At 69.7% G+C, this 22,009-nt stretch carries 23 protein-coding genes and 2 pseudogenes; 6 read left to right on the top strand and 19 right to left on the bottom strand.

Going from position 1 to position 22,009, the window contains the following annotated elements; genetic code table 11:
* Window positions 1-12: 12 nt before the first annotated feature.
* Genes ribD through BTZ20_RS12065 form a run of 4 tightly spaced genes read right to left on the bottom strand, consistent with a single transcriptional unit; the run spans window position 13 to window position 4,998 of the window.
* Window positions 13-1,104 carry a bifunctional diaminohydroxyphosphoribosylaminopyrimidine deaminase/5-amino-6-(5-phosphoribosylamino)uracil reductase RibD gene (gene ribD / locus BTZ20_RS12080; RefSeq protein ID WP_077041520.1) on the bottom strand — a complete coding sequence of 364 codons (1,092 nt, stop codon included), beginning with the start codon at window positions 1,102-1,104 and terminating at the stop codon, window positions 13-15.
* A gap of 1 nt (window position 1,105) precedes the next feature.
* Window positions 1,106-1,789: a ribulose-phosphate 3-epimerase gene (gene rpe / locus BTZ20_RS12075; RefSeq protein ID WP_077041519.1), complete on the bottom strand. Its 684-nt coding sequence runs from the start codon at window positions 1,787-1,789 to the stop codon at window positions 1,106-1,108.
* Window positions 1,790-1,829: 40 nt separating this feature from the next.
* Window positions 1,830-3,284, bottom strand: a complete 1,455-nt coding sequence (locus BTZ20_RS12070) for a phytoene desaturase family protein (RefSeq protein WP_077041518.1) — start codon at window positions 3,282-3,284, stop codon at window positions 1,830-1,832.
* Window position 3,285: 1 nt separating this feature from the next.
* The gene (locus BTZ20_RS12065) at window positions 3,286-4,998 is read right to left on the bottom strand and encodes a DUF3556 domain-containing protein (RefSeq protein ID WP_077041517.1); all 1,713 of its coding nucleotides are present in this window, start codon (window positions 4,996-4,998) and stop codon (window positions 3,286-3,288) included.
* 176 nt (window positions 4,999-5,174) lie between these two features.
* Here BTZ20_RS12065 and BTZ20_RS29795 point away from each other — a divergent pair.
* The 3 genes and pseudogenes from BTZ20_RS29795 to BTZ20_RS12055 form a co-directional block, all read left to right on the top strand.
* Window positions 5,175-5,333, top strand: a pseudogene (locus tag BTZ20_RS29795) (helix-turn-helix domain-containing protein); the annotation flags it as partial.
* A gap of 182 nt (window positions 5,334-5,515) precedes the next feature.
* A complete protein-coding gene (locus BTZ20_RS28030) occupies window positions 5,516-5,758 on the top strand; it encodes a hypothetical protein (RefSeq protein WP_223263898.1) in 243 nt (80 codons plus the stop codon).
* Window positions 5,759-5,813: 55 nt separating this feature from the next.
* Entirely contained in the window at window positions 5,814-6,464 is a 651-nt protein-coding gene (locus tag BTZ20_RS12055) for a YrhK family protein (RefSeq protein ID WP_077041515.1), read from the top strand.
* Between the two features lie 15 nt (window positions 6,465-6,479).
* Here BTZ20_RS12055 and BTZ20_RS12050 read toward each other — a convergent pair whose 3' ends face one another.
* Window positions 6,480-6,965, bottom strand: coding sequence for an ArsI/CadI family heavy metal resistance metalloenzyme (locus BTZ20_RS12050; RefSeq protein ID WP_077041514.1), 486 nt, complete (start codon window positions 6,963-6,965; stop codon window positions 6,480-6,482).
* 93 nt (window positions 6,966-7,058) lie between these two features.
* Here BTZ20_RS12050 and BTZ20_RS12045 point away from each other — a divergent pair, with 93 nt between their 5' ends.
* Complete coding sequence (locus tag BTZ20_RS12045; RefSeq protein WP_077043659.1) at window positions 7,059-7,415, top strand: Rv2640c family ArsR-like transcriptional regulator; 357 nt, start codon at window positions 7,059-7,061, stop codon at window positions 7,413-7,415.
* Window positions 7,416-7,424: 9 nt separating this feature from the next.
* Here the strand turns inward: BTZ20_RS12045 and BTZ20_RS12040 are convergent, their stop codons facing one another.
* The 3 genes and pseudogenes from BTZ20_RS12040 to def form a co-directional block, all read right to left on the bottom strand.
* On the bottom strand, window positions 7,425-8,891 hold the full coding sequence (locus BTZ20_RS12040; RefSeq protein WP_077041513.1) for an RsmB/NOP family class I SAM-dependent RNA methyltransferase: 1,467 nt from the start codon (window positions 8,889-8,891) through the stop codon (window positions 7,425-7,427).
* Window positions 8,888-9,810: pseudogene (fmt, locus tag BTZ20_RS12035) on the bottom strand (methionyl-tRNA formyltransferase). Before fmt ends, BTZ20_RS12040 begins: the two are co-directional and overlap by 4 nt.
* Before the next feature lies 1 nt (window position 9,811).
* Complete coding sequence (gene def, locus BTZ20_RS12030; RefSeq protein ID WP_077041512.1) at window positions 9,812-10,357, bottom strand: peptide deformylase; 546 nt, start codon at window positions 10,355-10,357, stop codon at window positions 9,812-9,814.
* A 223-nt stretch (window positions 10,358-10,580) separates the two neighbouring features.
* Here def and BTZ20_RS12025 point away from each other — a divergent pair, with 223 nt between their 5' ends.
* Window positions 10,581-10,787, top strand: a complete 207-nt coding sequence (locus tag BTZ20_RS12025; RefSeq protein ID WP_077043658.1) for a hypothetical protein — start codon at window positions 10,581-10,583, stop codon at window positions 10,785-10,787.
* 99 nt (window positions 10,788-10,886) lie between these two features.
* Entirely contained in the window at window positions 10,887-12,077 is a 1,191-nt protein-coding gene (locus BTZ20_RS12020; protein WP_077041511.1) for a dipeptidase, read from the top strand.
* A 24-nt stretch (window positions 12,078-12,101) separates the two neighbouring features.
* Here the strand turns inward: BTZ20_RS12020 and BTZ20_RS12015 are convergent, their stop codons facing one another.
* The 11 genes from BTZ20_RS12015 to mihF all read right to left on the bottom strand — a co-directional run bounded on the left by BTZ20_RS12015 (window position 12,102) and on the right by mihF (window position 21,911).
* Entirely contained in the window at window positions 12,102-13,145 is a 1,044-nt protein-coding gene (locus BTZ20_RS12015; protein ID WP_223263736.1) for an esterase/lipase family protein, read from the bottom strand.
* 91 nt (window positions 13,146-13,236) lie between these two features.
* Window positions 13,237-13,914, bottom strand: coding sequence for a PadR family transcriptional regulator (locus tag BTZ20_RS12010; RefSeq protein WP_077041510.1), 678 nt, complete (start codon window positions 13,912-13,914; stop codon window positions 13,237-13,239).
* A 101-nt stretch (window positions 13,915-14,015) separates the two neighbouring features.
* Window positions 14,016-14,810 carry a class I SAM-dependent methyltransferase gene (locus BTZ20_RS12005; RefSeq protein ID WP_077041509.1) on the bottom strand — a complete coding sequence of 265 codons (795 nt, stop codon included), beginning with the start codon at window positions 14,808-14,810 and terminating at the stop codon, window positions 14,016-14,018.
* A gap of 42 nt (window positions 14,811-14,852) precedes the next feature.
* Window positions 14,853-15,083 carry a DUF2188 domain-containing protein gene (locus BTZ20_RS12000; protein WP_145982278.1) on the bottom strand — a complete coding sequence of 77 codons (231 nt, stop codon included), beginning with the start codon at window positions 15,081-15,083 and terminating at the stop codon, window positions 14,853-14,855.
* A gap of 120 nt (window positions 15,084-15,203) precedes the next feature.
* A complete protein-coding gene (locus tag BTZ20_RS11995; RefSeq protein ID WP_077041507.1) occupies window positions 15,204-15,602 on the bottom strand; it encodes a VOC family protein in 399 nt (132 codons plus the stop codon).
* A 97-nt stretch (window positions 15,603-15,699) separates the two neighbouring features.
* Window positions 15,700-17,661: a primosomal protein N' gene (locus BTZ20_RS11990; protein ID WP_411269146.1), complete on the bottom strand. Its 1,962-nt coding sequence runs from the start codon at window positions 17,659-17,661 to the stop codon at window positions 15,700-15,702.
* A 179-nt stretch (window positions 17,662-17,840) separates the two neighbouring features.
* Entirely contained in the window at window positions 17,841-19,055 is a 1,215-nt protein-coding gene (gene metK, locus BTZ20_RS11985; protein ID WP_077041506.1) for a methionine adenosyltransferase, read from the bottom strand.
* 152 nt (window positions 19,056-19,207) lie between these two features.
* On the bottom strand, window positions 19,208-20,503 hold the full coding sequence (coaBC, locus tag BTZ20_RS11980; RefSeq protein ID WP_077041505.1) for a bifunctional phosphopantothenoylcysteine decarboxylase/phosphopantothenate--cysteine ligase CoaBC: 1,296 nt from the start codon (window positions 20,501-20,503) through the stop codon (window positions 19,208-19,210).
* Between the two features lie 10 nt (window positions 20,504-20,513).
* On the bottom strand, window positions 20,514-20,816 hold the full coding sequence (gene rpoZ, locus BTZ20_RS11975; protein WP_027499672.1) for a DNA-directed RNA polymerase subunit omega: 303 nt from the start codon (window positions 20,814-20,816) through the stop codon (window positions 20,514-20,516).
* A gap of 128 nt (window positions 20,817-20,944) precedes the next feature.
* Entirely contained in the window at window positions 20,945-21,496 is a 552-nt protein-coding gene (gene gmk, locus BTZ20_RS11970) for a guanylate kinase (protein ID WP_077043655.1), read from the bottom strand.
* 91 nt (window positions 21,497-21,587) lie between these two features.
* On the bottom strand, window positions 21,588-21,911 hold the full coding sequence (mihF, locus tag BTZ20_RS11965) for an integration host factor, actinobacterial type (protein WP_027499670.1): 324 nt from the start codon (window positions 21,909-21,911) through the stop codon (window positions 21,588-21,590).
* Window positions 21,912-22,009 lie beyond the last annotated feature (98 nt).

Here is a 22,009-nt window from a genome sequence, read left to right as displayed (position 1 = left end):
TCAGTCCGCTCCTCAGTTGTTGGTGCTGTTCTCTTCATTCTCGTCCTCGGCTCGCACACCGCGGTCGCCGGGCGTCAGGCTCAGCAGCAGATCCGGCCCCAGCGTCTCGACGGACTCCCGGTGAAACCGGAGTGCCTGCGCGATGTTCGTGACCCCAGCATCCTCTACGGCGGCCGCCCCCGCGCCGAGCAGTACCGGTGAGAGGAACGCCAGGATCCGGTCCACCAGTCCCGCCTCGAGGAACGCCCCGGCCAGACGGGGTCCGCCCTCGAGCAGGACATCGGGCAGATCGGCCAGCGCCTCGACCACCTCGCGGGGGTCGCGGGTCCGCAGCACCAGGGTCGGCGCCGCGCCGTCGAGCACCCTGGCCGAGGCCGGGATCTCGCGCTCCCCCACCACCACTCGCACCGGCTGATGATCGGCGAGGCTGCCGTCCGGATCGCGGGCGGTCAGCCACGGGTCGTCGGCCAGGACGGTGCCGGTGCCGACCACGATGGCGTCCAGCTTGGCGCGCTCCCTGTGTACCCGCGCCCTTGCCTCGGGGCCGGTGATCCACTGGCTGGTGCCGTCGGCCGCCGCGCTGCGCCCGTCGAGGCTCGCGGCGAACTTCCAGGTGACATGGGATCGTCCGGTGCGCTGGCGGTGCAGCCAGGCGCGCAGCGGCCCGAGTTCGACGTCGCGGGCGCCGAAACCCGACAGCACGTCCACGCCCGCCGATCGCAGGGTCTGGGCACCGCCCGCGGCCTGCGGATGGGGATCGTCCACCGCGAACAGCACCCGGGAGACCCCGGCCTCGATCAGGGCGAGCGCGCAGGGGCCGGTCCGGCCCTGGTGGTTGCAGGGCTCGAGGGTGACCACCGCGGTGCCGCCCCTTGCCCGGCTGCCTGCGGCGCGCAGCGCCATCACCTCGGCATGCGGTCCGCCGACCGGGCTGGTCGCCCCGACGCCGACGACCGCGCCGCTCTCGTCGAGGATCACGGCGCCGACCGGCGGATTGGGGCTGGTGGTCCCGCGCACCCGCTCGGCGGCATCGACGGCGAGGCGCAACGCCGCCGACTCGGACTCGGTCGGCTCCGAGCCGGGAGCGCGACGGGGACCGGGCACGTTAGTGGGCCAGGGTCAGGTGCGGCGAGGCCGACGCGGCCTGCGCGCGCAGCGCGCGAACGGCCGCCGCCGGGTCCGAGGCCCCGTAGACGGCCGAGCCGGCGACGAAGCAGTCGACGCCCGCCTCCGCGGCCGCCTCGACGGTGTCGGTGTTGATCCCGCCGTCGATCTCGACCAGCAGGGTCAGCTCACCCGAATCGACCAGCTTGCGCACGGCGCGCGCCTTGCTCAGCACCTCGGCCATGAAGGACTGCCCGCCGAAGCCGGGCTCGACGCTCATCACGAGCAGGGTGTCGAACTCCTTGAGGATCTCCAGGTAGGGCTCGATCGGGGTGCCGGGCTTGACGCTGAGGCCCGCCTTCGCGCCCGCAGCCCTGATGTCGCGCGCGACGGCGATCGGATCGTCGGTGGCCTCGGCGTGGAAGGTGACGTTGTGTGCGCCCGCCTCCGCGTACGGCGGAGCCCAGCGGCCGGGGTTGTCGATCATCAGGTGGCAGTCCAGCGGGATGTCGGTCGCCTTGAGCAGGCTCTGCACGACCGGGAGCCCGAGCGTCAGGTTCGGCACGAAGTGCGCATCCATGACATCGACGTGCAGCCAGTCGGAACCGGCCACGGCGGCGGCCTCCTCGGCGAGCCGGGCGAAGTCTGCGGAAAGAATGGACGGAGCGATCATCGGGTGAGCCACAAGTCGCCAGCTTAGTTGGTGCGCGAACCCTCCTAGTCCGTCAGTCGGCTCGGCGCCCGATGGGCTGCACGTCGACGCCCAGGCTGCGCAACGCGCTGGCGGCCGCCCCGGCCCCGCACATGCCGTGCACGCCCGCGCCGGGAGGCGTGGACGCCGAGCACAGGAACATGCCATCGACCCCGGTCGCATACGGGTCGAGCGCGAACCCAGGACGCCCGATCATTTGGAGCGGCGTGTTCGCCCCTCCCCCGATGTCGCCCCCGACGTAGTTGGCGTTGTAGCGCTCGTACGCTGCCGGACCGGTGGCATGCACCGCGACGACCCGGCTGCGGAAACCTGGCGCGTACGCCTCGATCTGGTCCAGCACGACCTCGGTGGCATCCCCGTCGTAGCCGGACGGGACGTGCGCATACGCCCAGATCGGATGCACTCCCTCGACCGATCGTGTCGAGTCGGCCAGGTATTGCTGCCCGACGAGCACGAACGGTCGCTCCGGCATCCTGCCCGTCACGACAGCGGCCTCCGCGGCCGCCACCTCACCGGCGGTGCCACCCAGATGGACCGTGCCGGCCTTGCGTGCAGATTCATTCGTCCACGGGACTCCCTCGCGCACGGCCAGGTCCACCTTGAAGGCAGCGGGGCCGAACTCGTAGGACCGGTATCGGCGCTCGCGTCGCCCGCCGAGCCGCTCGCCCAGGATCTCGGCAGCCGCCTGTGGAGTCGTGTCGAACAGCGTGACGTCGGCCGCGGGCAGATCGGCGAACGACCTGACCGGAGCGTTGAACTCGATCTCCCCTCCGCGCTCACGCAGAACCGACACCAGCGCCGACGTGATCGCCTGCGAGCCGCCCTCGGCGACCGGCCATCCGTGACGATGTCCGGCCGCCACCAGCATCACACCCACCGACGCCGACAGCGGACGGTTCAGCGGCTGGAACAGGTGCGCCGCGCACCCCATCAGCAAGGCCTGGGCCTGCGGCGTGCGGAAGGCCTTGGCCAGGACGGTTGCGGGGAGTCCAGCTCGGAGTCCGAATCTGGCCAACGCGATCGGATGCCGGGGCACTCGCAGGAGCGGCCCTAGCACCTCGGGGGCAAGGGTGTCGAAGGTGCGCGCGAGGGGCCCGAAGACCCGTCGCCAGGCGCCCGCGTCCACACCCATTCCGGCGGCCGTGCGATCGACGTCGCCGACCAGCACACCTGCCGACCCGTCGGCCAGCGGATGGACGAGGTCGATCTCGGGCCATCGCCACCGCAGGCCGTGTTCAGCGAGCGGCAGGGTCGCCATATACGGCGAGGCGACCCCGAACGGGTGCACCGCGGAACAGACGTCGTGCAGCAGCCCGGGCAGCGTCAGTTCGGCGGTGCGCGCGCCTCCTCCCGGACTGTCGGCACCTTCCAGCACCGTCACCTGCAGTCCGTGCTCGGCCAGCCGGACGGCGGCGGCCAGCCCATTGGGGCCGGAACCGACCACGACTGCGGTCCTCGCGTTCGCCATGTCAGCGCGCCCGAACGCCGCGGCCGACCGTCACCGGCATGTCGTCGGCCCACGGTTGCCGGTTGACCATGTCCGCGACCCGAACAGTGCCCCGCTCGAACTCACCGGTGGCGGCGTCCAGCAACCGGTAGGCCTGGGTCTGCTTGTGGATCGGCTGGGCGTCCAGGACCAGCACCCTCAATTCACCCGGTTCGAAGGCACAAAGGCCCTGGAGCGTCTCGACGAGCTGTTCGGAATGCAGGTGCCCGTCACCGAAGTTCCAGCCGAGCAGGACACCGGCCACCGTCTCACCGTCGAGTTCGACGTACTCCGTCGTGGGTTGGTCGGCCAGGAGTCGGGGCAGCAGGGCTGCGTGCGCGCGACCGTGCGTGTGGATCGCTCGGAACGCGAAGCCGGTGAGCCGCGTGACCCGGGCCTCCTCCACGCCGCCGTAGATCTTCTCCAACTGGCGGTGCGGGAGCATCGCGAAGCGGATCGTGCCGTCGGTCAGCTTCTGCTCGCCGCTGGGCGACAGGCACCAGACGCTGGTGTCCCAGTTCCCGGCGTAGTACCGCATCCCGAACAGGAAGCAGATCCGCTCCGGGAACAGGTTGCCGAGGACAACGAGGAGGAAACTGACGGCCGGGATGAGCAGGACCGCGGGATGTACGAGGTCGCCGAGACCGAGGGACGCCTTGTCCACGAACAGCGTCAGCACGGCGAAGATCATGAACACGTTCCACTCGAGCGGCGTCCCCATCGGGATCGTCACGATGATGTGCAGGTGGAACAGGATCATCACGGTCGCAGCGACCGTCGTGACCGTGCCACCTCCGGAGAGGATCAGCACGAGCGGAACGCCGAACTCGATCGCGGTTCCGCCGTGGGCGAGCAGCTTCGAGAGTCCGGAGGGGCGCAGGTCATCGGGGTAGGACCGGGTGAAGAGGTGCTTGATGCGCTTCGTTCGCCACAGCGGGCTGTTCGCCTCCATCGCCTGCACGACCGACGGGAAGTGCACGTTGAGCTTCGAGACCGCCGCACCCCACCAGATGCACAGCAGCACGAACTTGGCGGCGACGATGGAGTCGGGAAACGGCACGAGGAAGGTCACGGCAATCGCGCCGTAGACCTCCGCGCGGGCGGCCAGGAAGATCGTCCGGTCGCGCAGTCCGATGACCGCGAGCAGCCCCAGGACGACAGCCACCTTCTGCCAGGGCAGCTGAACCGTCCCGGCAGCGGTCGCCGACACCAGCGCCACCAGCAGCGAGACGAGCAGCGCGGCGTACAGGACGATGTCGACGACGCCGCGCCGGTCTCCGGAGGTCAGCGGAACTCGCCGCGGCCACGGAGGCATCCGGATGGTTCCGCGGCGGAACCAGTAGAGGAACGAACCCAACGGCGGCAGGAAGCGCAGGTTCAGGGGCCCGAATCCGCAGCCGAGACCGGTGACCTCGAAGAGGATGCACCAGAGCACCACCTTCTGCCAGACGACCGGCAGGGCCCACCACTGGCTGACGTCGAACAGGCCGTCCACGCCTGGCGTGGTCAACGCGAACAATGCCGCACCGAGGATGAACAGAGCGATCTTCATGAGATAGCCGACGTACACCACATCGGGCGTCCCGAAACCTTGCGATAGGTAGTTCTCCGAGAGGATGCGCATCTGGGTGGATCGCCCACCGCGGCGCAACTCGTCCACATCGATATCTGGTTCCACCGGTCGCAGGAAACCCATACGTCCTCCGCTGCGCTCACCGTTCCGACACGACGTCGACTCGGATGGCGACCGGGCCTCCGTACGGCCGGTCATGGTGGAGAACGTAGGACTTGTCGGCAGTATTTGTAGACACTTCCGCAAAAGTGCCTACAAAAAGCCTCACCACACGTGCCCGGTCCTATGATCGAGCGGCGATGAGACCCCACTCCAGCGCCGTACGCGACCGCATCCTCGATGCCGCCGAAGTCTGTCTGGCGCGCGACGGGATCCGCCGCACCACCGTGCGCGGCGTGGCCCAGGAAGCCGATGTCAGCCGGGCCTACCTGTACCGGTTCTTCACCGACAAGCCGACGCTGCTCTCGGCGGCACTGATCCGCCGAGGCAAGGACTTCTGGGACGATGCAGGCGATCGGATCGCGCGACAGGAGAGCGTGGCCGGCATGCTGACCGAGGCGGTCGTGCTGTCGAGGCAGAACCCCTGGGCCCGCTCGCCGTCGAACTGGCCGCCAAGGAACCGCACGAGTACGCCGAGATCATGGGCACCTACTCCCAGGACGTTGTCGCCCAGTTGTCCGACTTCTGGGTTGACCGACTGCGTGACGCCCAGCAACGCGGCCTGGCCCGCGAGGACCTCGACCTGCCCGGTGCGGCGGAATGGCTGATCCGGATGCTCGTCTCCCTGGTGGGGACGCCGGGATCGGCGGTCGACGTGGACGATCGCGATGCCCTGCTGGCCTATCTGCAGACGTTCCTCGGTCCGGCGTTCAGCCCGACATGAACAACGCCCGGCCAGAACCCCGCGGCTCGGACGAGCGGGAAGTTACGCTCCAACCGTGACGCGCGACCGCATCATCCGCCTCCGTCGCGAGGCGTGGGGATTCGCCATCGGATCGATCTTCTTCGCCGTCGGGGCGGTGCCGCAGTACGCCGAGGCGGTCGGCCCCGTGGCCACCAACCTCACGTTCGTCGTCGGCGCCGTCTTCTTCACCCTCGCCGCCCTGATCCAGCTCGCCCTCAGCGGCAGGCAGCCGCCTCGGCGCGGCACGAACCCCGCAGACCGGGCGGACTGGTGGGCCGCCGCCATCCAGTTCGCAGGCACGCTCTGCTTCAACGTGAGCACGACGGAGGCCCTGCTCACGGTCACAGACTCGGACGCACACCTGTCGGACGGCTGGCGTCCCGATGCCTTCGGCTCGATCTGCTTCCTGGTTTCCAGCGGACTCGCCGTCGTGGCCACCAGGGATCGCCACACCCTGTGGGACACGCACGCCCGCACGTGGCACGGAACCTGGCTCAACATGATCGGCTCGGTCTTCTTCGGGCTGTCGGCAATCGGCGCATACGTGCTTCCCACGACCGGCGACCTCCTCAGCCTGTTCTGGGCGAACCTGGGCACCTTCCTCGGGGCGCTGTGCTTCCTCGCCGCGGCACTGTTGAGCCGGCGCTCCATCCACGCGGATGGAGCGCCGGCCGCGGTGTCCTGACCCGGCCGGGCCGGTTCAGCAGCAGGAGCCCTGCGCGGGCGCGGCTTCCTCCGCCGACGACGAGGCGCAGCACACGCCGCCCGCGGGAGCTGCGCTCGCGGCCATCTCGAGCGAGGACGGTCCGGTGCCGAACGTCTCGCTGTCGGCGAGCACCGTGTACACCTCCCACTTCTCGCCCGCGGGGCCGGTGACCCACACCTTGTCCTGGGTCGCGAAACAACAGGTGGTGCCGATCTCCTCGTCGGTGAACAGACCCTCGCCGGTCAGCCGGGCGATCTCCCCGTGCACGACCTCGCTCGATTCCACCTCCACGCCAAGGTGATTGATGCTGCCGCCCTTGCCGGGGTTCTGCAGCAGCACCAGCTTCAGCGGCGGCTCGGCGATGGCGAAGTTCGCGTAGCCCTCGCGCAGCTTGGCCGGCTCGGTGTTGAACAGTTTCGAATAGAACGCGACCGATTCGGCCAGGTCGTCGACATTGAGGGCGAGCTGTACGCGGGACATGAGAACCTCCAGTTGTGAGACATATATCGAATTACTCACCTATAACTGTGGCACCTTTTTGACATATGTCAAGGGACTGGCATGATGGTTGTCATGCCCAAGGCCCTGCCATTGCTGGACGTCACCGCACCGATCTGCTGCGCCCCGGTGGCGGCGGGCCCGATGACGGACGAGGCCGCGCTGCACGTGGCGCTGCGACTCAAGGCGCTCGCCGACCCGACCCGGATCAAACTGATGTCGATCCTGCTCACCAACCCCGACGGCGAGGCCTGCACCTGCGACCTCGCCGCGGCGATCGAACTGACCGAGTCCACGGCCAGCCACCACCTCGCCCAGCTGAAGAAGGCGGGCATGGTCGAGTCGACGAGGCGCGGCATGAACGTCTACTACCGCGCCCGCGCCGACTCACTCGAGGCGCTGCGCCTCGTGCTCGACCCGAACTGCTGCTGACCGACCCGCCTACTCCGGCTTACGCAGCGCCGCCATGAACATCGCGTCGGTGCCGTGCCGGTGCGGCCACAGCTGCACGCCAGGACCGTCACCCAGCTCGGGCACCCCCGGCACCAGTTCCCTGGTATCCAGCGCGACGACGCCGTGCCTGCGGACCGCGTCTGCGACCACGCCGACGGTCTCCGACAGGTGCGGGGAACACGTCGAGTACAGGACGACCCCGCCGGGCCGGACCAGCGAGATCGCCGACGCCAGGAGCTCGCGCTGCAGCTTGACCAGCGCCGCGACATCGGTGGGCTGGCGACGCCAGCGCGCCTCCGGCCGACGCCGCAGCGCGCCGAGGCCCGTGCACGGCGCATCCACAAGCACCCTGTCGAATCCGGGCGCGAGGCCGGGGTCCCGACCGTCAGCGACGTGTACGTCCACCGGCAGGCCCTTGGTCGTCTTGCGGACCAGGTCCGCCCGGTGCTCCGCCGGTTCGACGGCGTCCAGACGCGCGCCCTCGATGTCGGCGAGGGCACCGAGAAGCGCCGCCTTGCCGCCCGGTCCCGCGCACAGGTCGAGCCAGCGTCCACCGTCGGCGCCGAGCAGCGGCGCCAGCGCCAGCGCCCGGGCCACGAGCTGACTGCCCTCGTCCTGCACACCCGCGAGGCCCTCGCGGACCGCGTCGAGCTGGCCGGGGTCGCCGCCGTCGAGGTGCACCGCATACGGCGAGTAGGGGCCGATCTCGCCCCCGGTCACCAGGGCGAGCTCCTCCGCCGAGATCTCCCCCGGTCGCGCCACCAGATGCACCGACGGCCTGGCGTCGTCCGCCGCCAGCACCCGCTCGATCTCGCCTGCGTCCGGGCCGAGTGCATCGGCGAACGCCTGCGCGATCCAGACCGGGTGCGCGTACTCGAAAGCCAGGTGTCCCACCGGGTCCGAGCTCGCATCGGGCGCGAGCTCGGACACCCACTGCTCCTCGCTCTTCTCGGCCACCCGACGCAGCACCGCGTTCACGAAACCGGCTTTGCCGCCACCGAATTCGCTGCGGACAAGATCCACCGAGGTGGCCACCGCCGCGTGCGGGGCGACCCGGGTGCGCAGCAGCTGGTAGGTGCCAAGGCGCAGCACGTCGAGCAGCGGTCCGTCGATCTCGTCGATCGGCCGTCCAGCGCCGCTGGCGATGACCGCGTCCAGCAGGCCCTGCGCGCGGCAGGCCCCGTAGGCGAGCTCGGTCGCCAGGGCCGCGTCCCGGCCGTCCATCTTCCGGTCGCGAAGCAGACCGGGCAGCACCAGATTTGCGTAGGCGTCGCGCTCGCGCACCGCGCGCAGCACGTCGCGGGCCGCGACCCGGGGCCGATCGACCCCGGTCGCGGACGGGTCGGGCCTGCCTGCCTGGCGCGGCCGGGTGTTCGGGCCGCCCTTCGCGCCCTGCTTGTCGCCGCCGCGCGACTGATCACGCTTTCCTCGTGCGGGCCTACGGGATTCGGTCACAGTGCACGCACCTCGGGTTCGAGGCGCGCTCCCCGCGCCCAATCGGCGGCCGCCATGGCCTTCTTACCTTGTGGCTGAACCTGACTCAGCCGGACCGCGGTCGTCGCGGTTCCGACATAGCAGCCGTCCTTGCGGACCAGGAATTGTCCCGGCTCCAGGGTCTCGTCGGTGACCTGCACGGGGCCGACCTTGAGCCGCAGCTCCCCCACCTGCGTCCACGCACCGGGCGCGGGGGTGACCGATCGGACCAGCCGATCGACCGCCTGCGCCGGCTGATCCCACCGGATCCGGGCCGATTCGACGGTCACCTTCGGCGCATGCGAAACACCCTCCTTCGGCTGGGGCACGGCAGTCGCGGCGCCGTCCTCGATGCCGTCGAGCACGGACTCGAGCAGCACCGCGCCGCCGTCCGCGAGCCGGCCGAGCAGCTCACCCGCTGTGTCGTCGGCGCGGATGCGCTCGGTCATCACCCCGAACACCGGTCCGGTGTCGAGTCCCTCTTCCAGCAGGAAGGCACTCGCGCCGGTCATGTCGTCGCCCGCGGCGATCGCCGCCTGCACGGGCGCGGCGCCACGCCACGCGGGGAGCAGGGAGAAGTGCAGGTTCACCCAGCCGTGCCGCGGCACGTCGAGCACCCGTCGCGGTAGCAGCGCGCCGTAGGCGACCACCGGGCAACAGTCCGGCTCGAGGGCGCGCAGCCGCTCGAGGAACTCGGGATCGGATGCTCGCGTAGGGGTGAGCACCTCGATGCCGTGTTCGTCGGCGAGCTGCCCGATCGGCGACCGGGTGACCTTCCTGCCCCGACCGGCGACGGCGTCCGGCCTCGTCACGACCGCGACCACCTCGTGCCGGGAGTTCTTCAGCAGCCGCGCGAGTGACGGAACGGCGGGCTCGGGGTACCGGCGAAGACGATCCGCATGTCAGCGCACCGCCCCGGTCCTGCCGAACGGCCCGGCCTGCGCCGGCTCCTGGGTGCCGAACCACAGCGACTGACGGATCGTGCGCATGGCGTCCTTCCTGGCCTCCTGGTCCAGCCGGTCCAGGAACAGGATCCCGTCGAGATGATCGGTCTCGTGCTGGAAACACCTGGCCAGGATCCCGGTGCCCTCGATCGTGATCGGCTCGCCGTACTTCGAGAACCCCGTGGCGACGGCGTTCATCGCCCGGGTGCACTCGGCGCGCACGCCCGGAATCGACAGGCAACCCTCGACCCCGGTCTGGACCTCGTCACCGATCACACGAACGGTCGGGTTGATCAGGTGTCCCGCGGCGCCCCCGCAGTTGTAGGCGAACACCCGCAGGCTCACGCCGATCTGCGGTGCAGCGATACCGGCCCCACCCTCGTCGTCCATGGTGTCCTCGAGGTCCGCGACGAGCTTGTGCAGCTCCCGGTCGAAGTCGACCACCTCGTCCGCGCGGGTTCGCAGAACGGGATCGCCGAACAGGCGAACGGGCTGAATACTCACGAATCTGCTCCCACGGTTCTCGTCATGTCGGGTCCGACGTCACGAACAGTCTAGGGAAGCCTGCGGGCCCCCCATGACACCCGCGCGCTCCACGACCACGAGAAACACTCCGGCCGCGGTGATGTACACCGCGCCAGAAGGGGTATTGACTGAGCCCTGGCGCAATCCGAGTGCCGAACTTCGGTGCGCCGAACGTGAAGTTCCAACTCAGATGGAGGTCACAGTGGCAGGAATCGCGAACAAGTTCGACAAGGAATGGGAATCCAAGTCCATCGAGGATTTGGCCAAGGCTCCGGTCGCCGCCCTTCAGGGGGTCAGCGAATCCGACGCCGAACATCTCAAGGCGGCTTTCAACATCACCACCGTGGCCGATCTCGGCACCAACAAGTTCTTCCTGTGGGCGCAGGCGGTCGCCAAGCTGGCCGAATAGCACCGAGGATGCCGCCGCCCCTCGCTCGGGGCGGCGGCATCCGTTCGGGTTCCCACAACACTCGATCAAAACTGGTTCGCGCACCTTAGGATTCGCGGCATGTCGTCCCCGAAGCGCAAGTGGCCCCGTCGCGTCCTGCTCGGTTCCCTTGTCCTGATCGTCGTGGCACTCGTCGGTTTCTTCACCATCGCGCCCGGCGCCATCGAGCGAAGCATGAACAAGGTCGTGCCGGCCGATCTGCCGGAGGTGACCGCGCAGACGCAGAGCCTCCACGACAGTCTGCAGATCGCGGACATGCACTCGGACACCCTGATGTGGGATCGCGACCTCCTCAAGCGTTCCGGCCGCGGTCACATGGACCTGCCCCGACTCCAGGACGGCAACGTGGCCTTGCAGGTGTTCTCGTCCGTCTCGAAGTCGCCGAAGGGCCAGAACTACGACGCCAACTCGGACGAGACCGACAACATCGAGCTCCTCACGATCGCCCAGCTGCAGCCGCCACGGACCTGGGGCTCCCTTCTCGAGCGGTCGCTCTATCACGCGGAGAAGCTCGAGAACGCGGCTGCGGACTCGGACGGTCAGCTCCGGTTCGTGAAGACGCGAGAGGAGCTCGCGACGCTGCTCGCGGACCGCGCGGCGGGACAGAACGTGACCGGCGCCCTGTTCTCGGTCGAGGGCCTGCAGAACCTCGAGGGCAAGGCCGAGAACCTCGACGCGCTCTACGACGCAGGCATGCGGATGGCGGGGTTCACCCACTTCTTCGACAATGAGGCGTCCGGCTCGATGCACGGCGAGGCCAAGGGCGGCCTGACCGATCTCGGACGGACGGTGTTCGCGGAGATGGAGCGGCGCGGCATCATCGTCGACATCGCCCACGCCAGCCACCCGGCCATCAAGGAGATGCTCGAGCGCGCGACGCGGCCCGTCGTCGCGAGCCACGGCGGCGTGCAGGCCACCTGCGACGTCAACCGCAACCTCACCGACGACGAGATCCGGGGTGTCGCGGCCACCGGGGGCGTGGTCGGTATCGGTTACTGGGACGCGGCGGTGTGCGAGCTGACCCCGGCCGCTGTGGTCGATGCGATCGAGCACGTGATCGAGGTCGGCGGCCTCGCGACAGCGGCGCTGGGCAGCGACTACGACGGAGCGACCACGGTCGCATGGGACACCAGCGAGATCGCGGTGATCACCCAGGAGCTGCGCGACCGTGGCCGCAGCGACGACGAGATCCGGGCGATCATGGGCGGCAACACACTGCGCGTGATGGGCGAGGTGCTGCCCGCCGGCTGAGGCGCCACCTCGCGAGCGACCGGGTCAGCTGCCGTCGCTGCTGCCGCCACCGAAGTTGCTCTCGTACATCATCTGCGGGATCCCGGTCCCCAGCGCGACCGGGGCGCAGATGGGTTCCGGGGCACCGGGATCGAGCGCACGGAGCACGAGGCCGATGGTGAACGGGTCGTAGACCATGTTCATGTGCCCGGTCCGGTCTTCCGGACACAGCGCCTGGATGCTGACGTTGGTCGCACCCTGACCGCGCAGGGCGACATTCGACGCGGGCTGGATCATCTCGTCGTACTGGGTGCCGATTGTCGTGTAACTCACGCCTGGCACGGTGTCGGCGGGCTCGTTCAGCGCGTCCAGGAAGGGTGAACCCTGGATCTGTTGGCCGACGGCCTGACCGAGCACGGCCTCGATGGCCTCCGCCCCTCCCGGGATTCCGTCGACGACCGGCGCAAGACCGTAGAAGACCCCGCCGTAGGACGGCGACGCCACCCCGACCCACCGCTCGACCACCGCGGCCCCACCGAGCCGGTTGACGAAGTACCGCGTCACCGTCGCGCCCTGGGAGAACCCGACCAGGTCGACCTTCGAGGCGCCGGTGGCCGCGCGCACCCGCGCCGCGAAATCGGCGGTCTGCTGCCCACTGACCCGCATGTCCTCGGTCCCGAACGAGTCCCCGCCGGACTTACCCCCGTAGTTGAGGGCGAAGACGCAGTAACCTGCCGCCTTGAGCGCGGGCGAGATCGCGGACCAGTCGGAGTAGGCATTGGCGTCGGTGCCGTGCGCGAGGATCACCGGCCGCGGATGCGCGGCGGAGGGCTTGCAGGAGAAGTCGTTCGATCCGGGCGGGGTCGTACCGGGATGCGTTCGGGCGAAGGCGGCCGCATCCGCGTGTGCCGCCTGTACGGGCCCGCGATTCTCGGGAACCTCGGATATCGACCCGGCGCCGTCGGGTGTGCTGGATTGGGCGTGGGCGGACGCCAGCGGGAGGACGGCGGCGGCGCACGTCAGTGAAACGATCGCGACGATCCTGCGACCGGCTCCCACCCCTGACAGCCTCGAATCGATCCGGTTCACGACCCACATCATGCACGCGGCGGCGGCGGCCGCGGGACCTCAAGGAGGTCACGATTTCAGTACGGTCCCGGGTTGGAGATCCGGTTGCCGATCACTCGTGCGGATCGGACTCGGCCTCGGTCTCGTCCGCAGGGGGTGCGGACGTCGGGTTCGGATCGTCGGCGAGAATCCGATACAGCGCCCGGCGGGACTCGGTGAGCACCTCGCCCGCCGTACGGATCTGGTCCGGGGTCCCGACCGCGGCGACCTGGCCGGCAGCACCCATCAGCTGTCCGATCAGTCCGCGCAGGTCCTGCGCCTCCTGGCCGACCCCGGCGCTGACCTCGTCCCACGGGTTCCCCAGGTCGGCCTTGTTCTCCTCCACGTACGCGACGCCCGACTCGGTCAGGCGCGCGGTCTTGCGGCCTGCCACCTTCTCGATCAACACCAGGCCCTCGTCCTCGAGCTGAGCGAGCGCGGGGTAGATCGAGCCGGGGCTGGGCCGCCAGACGCCGTTGCTGCGCTCGACGATCCGCTGGATCAGCTCGTAGCCGTGCATCGGCCCCTCGGCGAGGAGCAGCAGCACCGCGGCACGCACGTCGCCGCGCCGCCCGCGCCCGCCGCGTCCACGCCCGCGGCCGAGCCGCTGGCCGCCGGGACCGTGGCCGGGCCCGAAGCCCATCCCAGGACCGAACCCGGGGCCGAACCCGTCGCGACGACGGTCGCGCCCCTCGCGTCCTGGCCTGCGCCTGCCGCGCCCATGCTCGTGCTCTCGTTGAATGTGTTCCATGTCAGCCTCCTACGACTGTTCGTATCAATTACGAATTCGACGATATATCGACAAACAGTCGATAGCAAGGTGCCGACCGTCACACTCAAAACGGGCGTGGCTCACGGCCGGTGACCGCGCACCGTCCACGCCCGAGCGCGCAGGGCGACGGCACCCGCGGCGTTCCGCGGGGTCGTGGCGCGAAGCCTCTCCCGCAGGGCCGCCCGATGGTCCTCGGGCAGACTCGTGCAGTACCCGGGGGCGGGTCCCTGACCACCGAGGAACGGGCGCCAGAAGTCCTCGAAGTCCGCGAACACCGTGTCCACCTCGACCTGTCCCACCCGGATCCGGGTCAATCCCGCCGACCCGAACAGCTCGCGCAGGGGCTCGGGGCGGCACAGCGGAAACCGGGCTCCTTCGTCGACCGCGGCGGCGGCCGGGTCCAACTCGACGGCGGCGTCCCAGAACAGCCGGATCATGTCCATGCCGTCCGCGTAGTCCCACACATAGGAGGCGACCAGCCCGGCCGTTCGGGTGACCCGGGCCATCTCGGCCAGGGCCGCCAGCGGATCGGGTACGAAGTTGAGCACCAGCGCGGACACGACCCGGTCGAACTCGCCGTCGCCGGCTGGGATCCCGGCCGCGGAGCCGAGCCGGAACTCCGCTCGGCCATCCGAACGAAGCGCGGCGGCGGCCAGGAACTCCGCCGAGGGGTCGACCCCGAGGATCCGCGTCGGCCGTTCCGTGGCCAGGATCGCCTGGGTCAGCGAACCCGTCCCGCACCCGACGTCACACCACACCGCCGCGGGCAGCGGCGGCAGACCGCGAAGGAACTCGACGGCGGCCAGGCGGCTCCATCGCCCCATGTAGCGCTGATAGTCCTCACCGCTCGCCCACTGCTCCGGCCGAGCTCCCATGGCACTCCTCGCGACCGAACTCGAGGGGGTGAAACGCCCGCGCTAACAGTCGAATTCGCGGTACGCGAAACCGTCCCGCCCGTGCAGCACCACTTTCGCCGGGTGATGCGCGTGCGCCAGTTCGCGGGCGGCGGCGATCGCCTCCCGCTCGGTGCCGTAGTAGTTGTGCTCGCGCGAACCGTACTGGTGCACCTCCCAGCAGTGCGCCGCGTCACCCTCGTGGGGCAAGACGTCGTAGGTCCTGCGCGTTGTCGATGGCGTTGCCCGCTTCATGCCGAGCCTCCTCGGACTCAGACGGTTGAACCACGAATCCACTTCCAGTGAACGCCCTGCCGGTGCCTGGCACAACTGCAGGACCGTGGCCGCCAGTAGCAGCGGAGCGACCGCGCACGCCTACGCAGGCGGCGCGAAGAACTCGAGCGCGATGTTGTCCGGATCGCGGAAGGGCAGACCGGATCCGTAGTGAGCTGACTTGATCCCGCCATGCTCAATCCCCAGGGCGTCGAGTCGATCCCGCCATCGGGGCAGCTCGTCCGAGGAACATCGGAACGCAATATGGTCGAGACCGACCTGCCGTTCATCGAATGTGGTCAGGGCACCAGCACTGGTGTGGGTATGCAGTCCGAAGAGCATTCCGTCGTCGAGTTCGAACACGGTGTGGTGGAAGGTTCCCGACTCCTCGTCCTCGTCGAGCACTGGCGCCGCCCCGAACAATGCGCTGTACCAGGCGGTGCTGGCGGATAGGTCGGATACCGTGATGGCGATGTGGGCGAGGCCCGGGAAACTGGACATGTGCTGCTCGCTTCCTCGAAGAACTCTTTCCTGGTTGATTCCGCACCGGCACTCAACCTATCGAGCAATGTCCTTCGGCGGACTGCATCGGGAGGCTTCAGCCGATCCGGACGGGATCGATCTGCACCCGGACCGATCCCGCCTCGCGCCGGGCGCCTCGTACGGCCTGCGCCTCGGACAACGCCCTCGCAAGGGCGCCGCCGCTCCCCCGTGGCACCCGCAGTAGCATCCGCTCGACCTCGGTCGGCTCCGGACCGTCACCCGAGAACGGCAATCGCTCGCCCGGCGGCAACGGCACCGGACCGAGCCGCTCCACCACCTCGGGCAGCGTCGCGTTCGCCAGCAACGCCTCGATCGCCTCGCGCGAGCCGTCCACCGCGGCGATGTGCACGGTCGGCGGGAACCGGACCTCCGCCCGCTCGTCGAGCTGGGCCTGGGCCGCGCCGACCGGATCCCAGCGCACCAGCGACTGGACCGTGGGCAGACCCGAGTCGGCGACCACCACGACCCGTCCGCCCTCGCCCGCGGGACGCACCAGCGAGCCCGCCGTCATCCAGCGTCGCAGCGTCTCCTCCTCCGCCCGCAGGTCGGCACGCCCCAGCAATGCCCAGCCGTCCAGCAGCAGCGCCGCCCCGTAGCCGCCCGGCATCACCGGCTCGGCCCCGACGGTCGCCACAACCAGCCGCGGGCCCGGCTTGACCGCCGCCGTCACCTCGGTCCCGCCGGAATGCGTCACCGCGACACCGGGGAAGGCCCGACCGAGCTCCTCCGCGGTCCGGCCCGCCCCGACGACCACGGCCCGCAGCGATCGTGACCCGCAGGCATTGCACCGATGGGTGGCGTCCGCGACGCCGCACCACCGGCACGTCGGGGTGCCGGCACCGTCCGGCCCCACCGCCGACGCCAGCGACATCGGGCCGTTGCACCGTCGGCACCGGGCGGGCGCGCGGCACTTGCCACAGGCCAGGGACGGAACGTATCCGCGGCGCGGCACCTGCACGAGGACACCCGCCCCCGCCTTGAGCGCCTCCCTGGCCGCGGCGAAGGCGATCGCAGGCAGTCGAGCCGCCCTGGCCCCAGGGTCGCGGGCCAGCGCATGATCACTGTCGGCGAGGGCCGTGACCTGCGGTGCCCGGACCCGAACCTCGGCACGGTCGGCCACCAGGTCGTGCGCCCAGCCCGAGTTCACCAGCGCCTGCGCCTCGGCGGTCCTGGCATGACCACCGACAACCAGCGCGCAGCCGCTCGCGTGGGCCCGCAGCAGCGCCACCTCGCGGGCGTGCGGGTACGGCGAGCGCGGCTCGGAATGACTGTCGTCACCGTCGTCCCACACGGCGATCAGGCCGAGGTCCGGCACCGGCGCGAACACCGAGCTCCTGGTACCGACCACGATCCGTGCGGTGCCGCGCAGCGCCGCGAGCCAGCGGCGGTACCGCATCGCCGGACCGAGCCCCGCCGCCAGTGGGACCACCAGGTCGTCGCCGACCAGGTCCACAGACGCGGCCGCGACCCGGTCCAGGTCCTTCTGGTCGGGCACCACCAACACCGCGGTCTGACCGCGCGCCACGACCACGGCCGCCAGCTCGGCCAGCCGGGCGGGCCAGTCCTCTCCCGGAAGCGCCTGCCAGACCGCCCGCGGTCCACGCCCCTCCCGCACCGCGGACACGAAGGCCTCGCCGTGCACATAGCTCGACCAGGCCTCGCAGCCGGTCGACGAGGGAAGGGGGGCACGCTCGCCCACGGCCTCGGCCTCGACGCGCGCGTGCCGGGGCGGTATCGCCAGCCGGAGCACGTCCGCCCTCGTACCGGCGTACCGCTGGGCGACGGCGTCCACCAGCGCGGCGATCTCCGGCGTCAGCACCCGCTCGGCGCCGACCACGCGGTCCAGCCAGCCCAGCTTGCCGGGGTGCTCGCTGGTCGCGACGCGCTCGACGAGGAAACCGTCCACCAGCCTGCCCGCGAAGCGGATGCGCACCCGCACCCCCGGCTGGGCCTGCTCGTCGAGCTCACGCGGTACCCGGTAGTCGAACTCGCGGTCCAGGTGCGCGAGCGGCAGCATCGGGATCACCCTGGCGACGGGCAGCTCCGCCGCCGGTTCCCGTTCCGCGCTCACCGCCACGAAACGACCACCCCGTACCGACGGCACGAGCCGCCCACCACGATCGGTGAGCGGCTCGTGACCGCGTGTGATGAGCGGCTCGCCGCTGTCTGCGTTGAGCGGCTCGCCGCTGTCGCCATCTAGAGCCCGGCGGCCGCGCGCAGCTTCTCGGCCCGGTCCGTGCGCTCCCATGGGAGGTCGATGTCGGTGCGGCCGAAGTGCCCGTACGCCGCGGTCGGCGCATAGATCGGGCGCAGCAGGTCGAGGTCGCGGATGATCGCACCGGGGCGCAGGTCGAAGACCTCGGTGATCGCCTTCTGGATCAGCGCCGGATCGGTCCGCTCGGTGCCGAAGGTCTCCACGAACAGGCCGACGGGGGCGGCCTTGCCGATCGCGTATGCGACCTGGACCTCGATGCGATCCGCCAGGCCTGCGGCGATGGCGTTCTTGGCCACCCACCGCATCGCGTACGCGGCGGACCGGTCGACCTTCGACGGGTCCTTGCCGGAGAAGGCGCCGCCACCGTGGCGGGCCATGCCGCCGTAGGTGTCGACGATGATCTTGCGGCCGGTCAGGCCTGCGTCGCCCATCGGCCCGCCGAGCACGAACTTTCCGGTCGGGTTGACCAGCAGCCGGACGTCGGCGGTGTCGAGGGTGGGCACGCCCAGCTCGGCGAGCACCGAGCCGAGCACCTTCTCGCGGATGTCCGGCGTGAGCAGGTTGTCGAGGTCGATATCGGCGGCGTGCTGGGTGGAGATGACGACGGTGTCGAGCCGCACGGCCTTGTCACCGTCGTACTCGATGGTGACCTGGGTCTTGCCGTCCGGGCGCAGGTACGGCAGCACGCCGGTCTTGCGGACCTCGGTCAGCCGGCGCGAGAGCCGGTGCGCGAGCGCGATCGGCAGCGGCATCAGCTCGGGGGTGTCGGTGCAGGCGTAGCCGAACATCAGGCCCTGGTCGCCCGCGCCCTGCCGGTCGATCTCGTCGTCGGTGATGCCGTCGACCCTGGCCTCGTGCGAGTGGTCGACACCCTGCGCGATCTCCGGGGACTGCGCGCCGATCGCGATGTTCACGCCGCAGGAGTTGCCGTCGAAGCCCTTGGCCGAGGAGTCGTAACCGATCTCGAGGACCTTGTCGCGGACGATCTTGGGGATGTCGGCGTATGCGGTGGTGGTGACCTCGCCCGCCACGTGCACCTGACCGGTGGTCACCAGCGTCTCGACGGCCACCCGGCTGCGCGGGTCCTGTTCGAGCAGTGCGTCGAGAATGGAGTCGCTGATCGCATCACAGATCTTGTCCGGGTGTCCCTCGGTCACGGACTCACTGGTGAATAGCCGACTGCCGGACTTGCTCACAGATCTCCCTCTCGCCACAGCGTTGGTATTGCCCCACAGACCCTAGTGCGGGGTACGACGGATATGAACCATTGAAATCAGCAGAAAAATGAAATCAGCAGAAATGTATTCCCTCCGCGCCGGGGTCGGCGACAAAGGGTCTGACTTTCAGACTACGAGGCCGAACCGTTCTGCGCGTGCGCGCCCCCGCCACTGTCCAGCAGGGACACCAGGGCGTCGAGCACCCGACTGGCCATCAGCGCCTTGGATCCGTACTCCAGCGCGACCTCGGAGCCGTCGGCGCCGAGCAGCCAGCCGTCGTTGTGATCGACCTCGAACGCCTTGCCCTCCCCGACCGCGTTGACCACCAGCAGGTCGCAGCCCTTGCGGGCGAGCTTCGAGCGCGCGTGCGTGAGTACGTCGCCGTGCGCGTCCCCGGTCTCCGCCGCGAAGCCGACGATCACGGAGGTGTTCGGCAGGTCGCCGTCGCGTCGCGACTGGACGAGACCGGCCAGGATGTCCTCGTTGCGGGTCAGCGGGATCGTGTCGGGCTCGTCCGCGCCCTTCTTGATCTTGCTGTCGGCGATGGTGGACGGCCGGAAGTCCGCGACGGCCGCGGCCATCACGACCGCCTCCGCTGCGACCGCCGCCTTGTCCACGGCCTCCTTCAGCTCACCAGCCGTGCGGATCCGGATCACCTCGAGCGCGGCCGGATCGGCCAGGTCCGCGGTGTATCCGGCGATCAGGGTCACCTCGGCGCCGCGCTGGGCGGCGAGCCGCGCGATGGCGTAGCCCTGCTTGCCGGAGCTGCGGTTGCCAAGGAACCGGACCGGGTCGAGGGGTTCACGGGTGCCGCCCGCGGACACCAGGATCTTGCGGCCGACGAGGTCGCGGCGCAGCGCGTCGGGTCGCTCGAGCAGCAGGGTGGCCAGTCCGACGATCTCGTCCGGCTCGGGCAGCCGGCCCGCGCCGGTGTCCTTGCCGGTGAGCCGGCCGGAGGCGGGCTCGATCACACAGATTCCGCGTTCACGCAGTGTCGCCACGTTCGCGACCGTTGCGGGGTGCTCCCACATCTCGGTGTGCATCGCGGGCGCGAACACCACCGGGCACCGCGCCGTGAGCAGGGTCGCGGTGAGCAGATCGTCGGCGCGACCGTGCGCGGCCCTTGCCATCAGGTCGGCCGTCGCGGGCGCGATCACCACCAGGTCGGCCTCCTGGCCGAGCCGCACGTGCGGCACCTGCGGGACGTCGGCGAAAACCCCGGTCTGCACCGGGTTGCCGGAGAGCGCCTCGAACGTCGCGCGCCCGACGAACTCCAGAGCCGAGTCCGTGGGGATCACCCGCACGTGGTGTCCACTCTCGGTGAAGCTGCGGATGATCGAACAGGCCTTGTATGCGGCAATTCCGCCGCCGACCCCGACGACGATGCGGCGGGGTCGGTCAGCGGAATCCGATAGGAGCTCGCTCACGGGCTCTGTATCACTCGCCTTCGGTGTGCTCGAGGAGGTCGGAGTGGATCTCGCGCAGCGCGATGGAGAGCGGCTTCTCCTGGAGGCCCGGCTCGACCAGCGGGCCGACGTACTCGAGGATGCCGTCACCGAGCTGGTTGTAGTAGTCGTTGATCTGGCGGGCACGCTTGGCCGAGTAGATCACCAGCGCGTACTTCGAGGAGGTGCGGGCGAGCAGCTCGTCGATCGGCGGGTTGGTGATGCCCAACGGGGTGTCGTACGCCGGGACGCCGTGTCGCTCGGCGTCGGACAAGGCTGCTTGAGTTGCGCTCACTGGCGAATCTCCTGTGGTGGTCGGCGCTTGTTTCAACTGCAACTACTTCTGAGAACTGCAGGTTCGAGCAAGGTGCTGCTAGTCGAGATCGGTGCTGTCTTCTTTACAGAATCCTGAACGGACGCCGACTATCGCGGCGTACCAACCAACAAGGATACCAACTCATCGCACGCACGGTCGACATCCTCGTTCACGATGACCGTGTCGAACTCGTCCTTTGCCGCCAACTCGACCTTCGCGGTCTCCAGGCGGCGGGCGACGACGTCCGCGGACTCGGTGCCGCGACCGGTCAGCCGGGACACCAGTTCCTCCCAGCTCGGCGGCGCCAGGAAGGCCAGAATCGCCTCCGGCATCGCCGCCCTCACGGCACGGGCACCCGCCAGGTCGACCTCAACCAGCACGGGGTGTCCGGCCTCGAGGGCCGCGATCACCGGCGCGGCGGGGGTGCCCGACCGCTGCAGCCCGCCGTGGATCTCCGCCCATTCGAGCATCTCGCCCGCTGCGATCATCCGCTCGAAGTCGTCGGCGGTGACGAACGTGTAGTCCTTGCCGTCGACCTCGCCGGGCCGCGGGTCTCTCGTCGTGGCAGACACGCTGAAGACCAGGTCGGGAAGTCGCTCGTGCAGTTTGCGGACCACACTCGACTTACCCACGGCTGAGGGGCCGGCCAGTACTACCAGCCGGCCCCTCTGCGCTGTGCTTTCCCCGCTGTTCGAAGCCGGGGTGGTCTTGCTGTTGTCTGACACGTTGTCTGTGTCAGCCACCAGATTCCTACTCAGCGTCGAAATCGAACCTGGTGAGCAGAGCCTTGCGCTGCCGATCGCCGAGGCCACGAAGGCGACGGGTCGGAGCGATCTCCAGCTCGGTCATGATTTCCTGCGCCTTGACCTTGCCCACCTTGGGCAGGGCCTCGAGCAGTGCCGACACCTTCATCTTGCCGAGGATCTCGTTCTCTTCGGCATCCTTGAGGACCTGCTTCAGGTCGGTGCCGCCGCGCTTGAGGCGCTCCTTGAGCTCAGCCCTGGCCTTACGGGCTGCAGCCGCCTTCTCCAAAGCAGCGGCGCGCTGCTCATCAGTCAACTGGGGAAGGGCCACGGTTCCTCCGTCTCGTCGTGTGCAAATAGTCTTCTGCCACCGGTTAACCAGCAGCGATAGCGACCGTACTCACGCCGAGCGCCGATTGCTAACCCACC

The organism is Rhodococcus sp. MTM3W5.2, assembly GCF_001984015.1.
GTDB classification, from domain to species: domain Bacteria; phylum Actinomycetota; class Actinomycetes; order Mycobacteriales; family Mycobacteriaceae; genus Rhodococcus_G; species Rhodococcus_G oryzae.
This window is presented reverse-complemented; position numbering and strand designations above follow the sequence as displayed.

Coding starts and splice junctions, on each gene's coding strand:
- BTZ20_RS12045 (WP_077043659.1), top strand. CDS start 7,059: ATGCCCAAGGCCCTGCCATTGCTGGACGTCACCGCACCGATCTGCTGC.
- BTZ20_RS12010 (WP_077041510.1), bottom strand. CDS start 13,914: ATGGAACACATTCAACGAGAGCACGAGCATGGGCGCGGCAGGCGCAGG.
- BTZ20_RS12020 (WP_077041511.1), top strand. CDS start 10,887: ATGTCGTCCCCGAAGCGCAAGTGGCCCCGTCGCGTCCTGCTCGGTTCC.
- BTZ20_RS12065 (WP_077041517.1), bottom strand. CDS start 4,998: ATGGGTTTCCTGCGACCGGTGGAACCAGATATCGATGTGGACGAGTTG.
- BTZ20_RS11990 (WP_411269146.1), bottom strand. CDS start 17,661: ATGCTGCCGCTCGCGCACCTGGACCGCGAGTTCGACTACCGGGTACCG.
- BTZ20_RS12005 (WP_077041509.1), bottom strand. CDS start 14,810: ATGGGAGCTCGGCCGGAGCAGTGGGCGAGCGGTGAGGACTATCAGCGC.
- BTZ20_RS12000 (WP_145982278.1), bottom strand. CDS start 15,083: ATGAAGCGGGCAACGCCATCGACAACGCGCAGGACCTACGACGTCTTG.
- BTZ20_RS12070 (WP_077041518.1), bottom strand. CDS start 3,284: ATGGCGAACGCGAGGACCGCAGTCGTGGTCGGTTCCGGCCCCAATGGG.
- BTZ20_RS28030 (WP_223263898.1), top strand. CDS start 5,516: ATGGGCACCTACTCCCAGGACGTTGTCGCCCAGTTGTCCGACTTCTGG.
- BTZ20_RS11995 (WP_077041507.1), bottom strand. CDS start 15,602: ATGTCCAGTTTCCCGGGCCTCGCCCACATCGCCATCACGGTATCCGAC.
- BTZ20_RS12050 (WP_077041514.1), bottom strand. CDS start 6,965: ATGTCCCGCGTACAGCTCGCCCTCAATGTCGACGACCTGGCCGAATCG.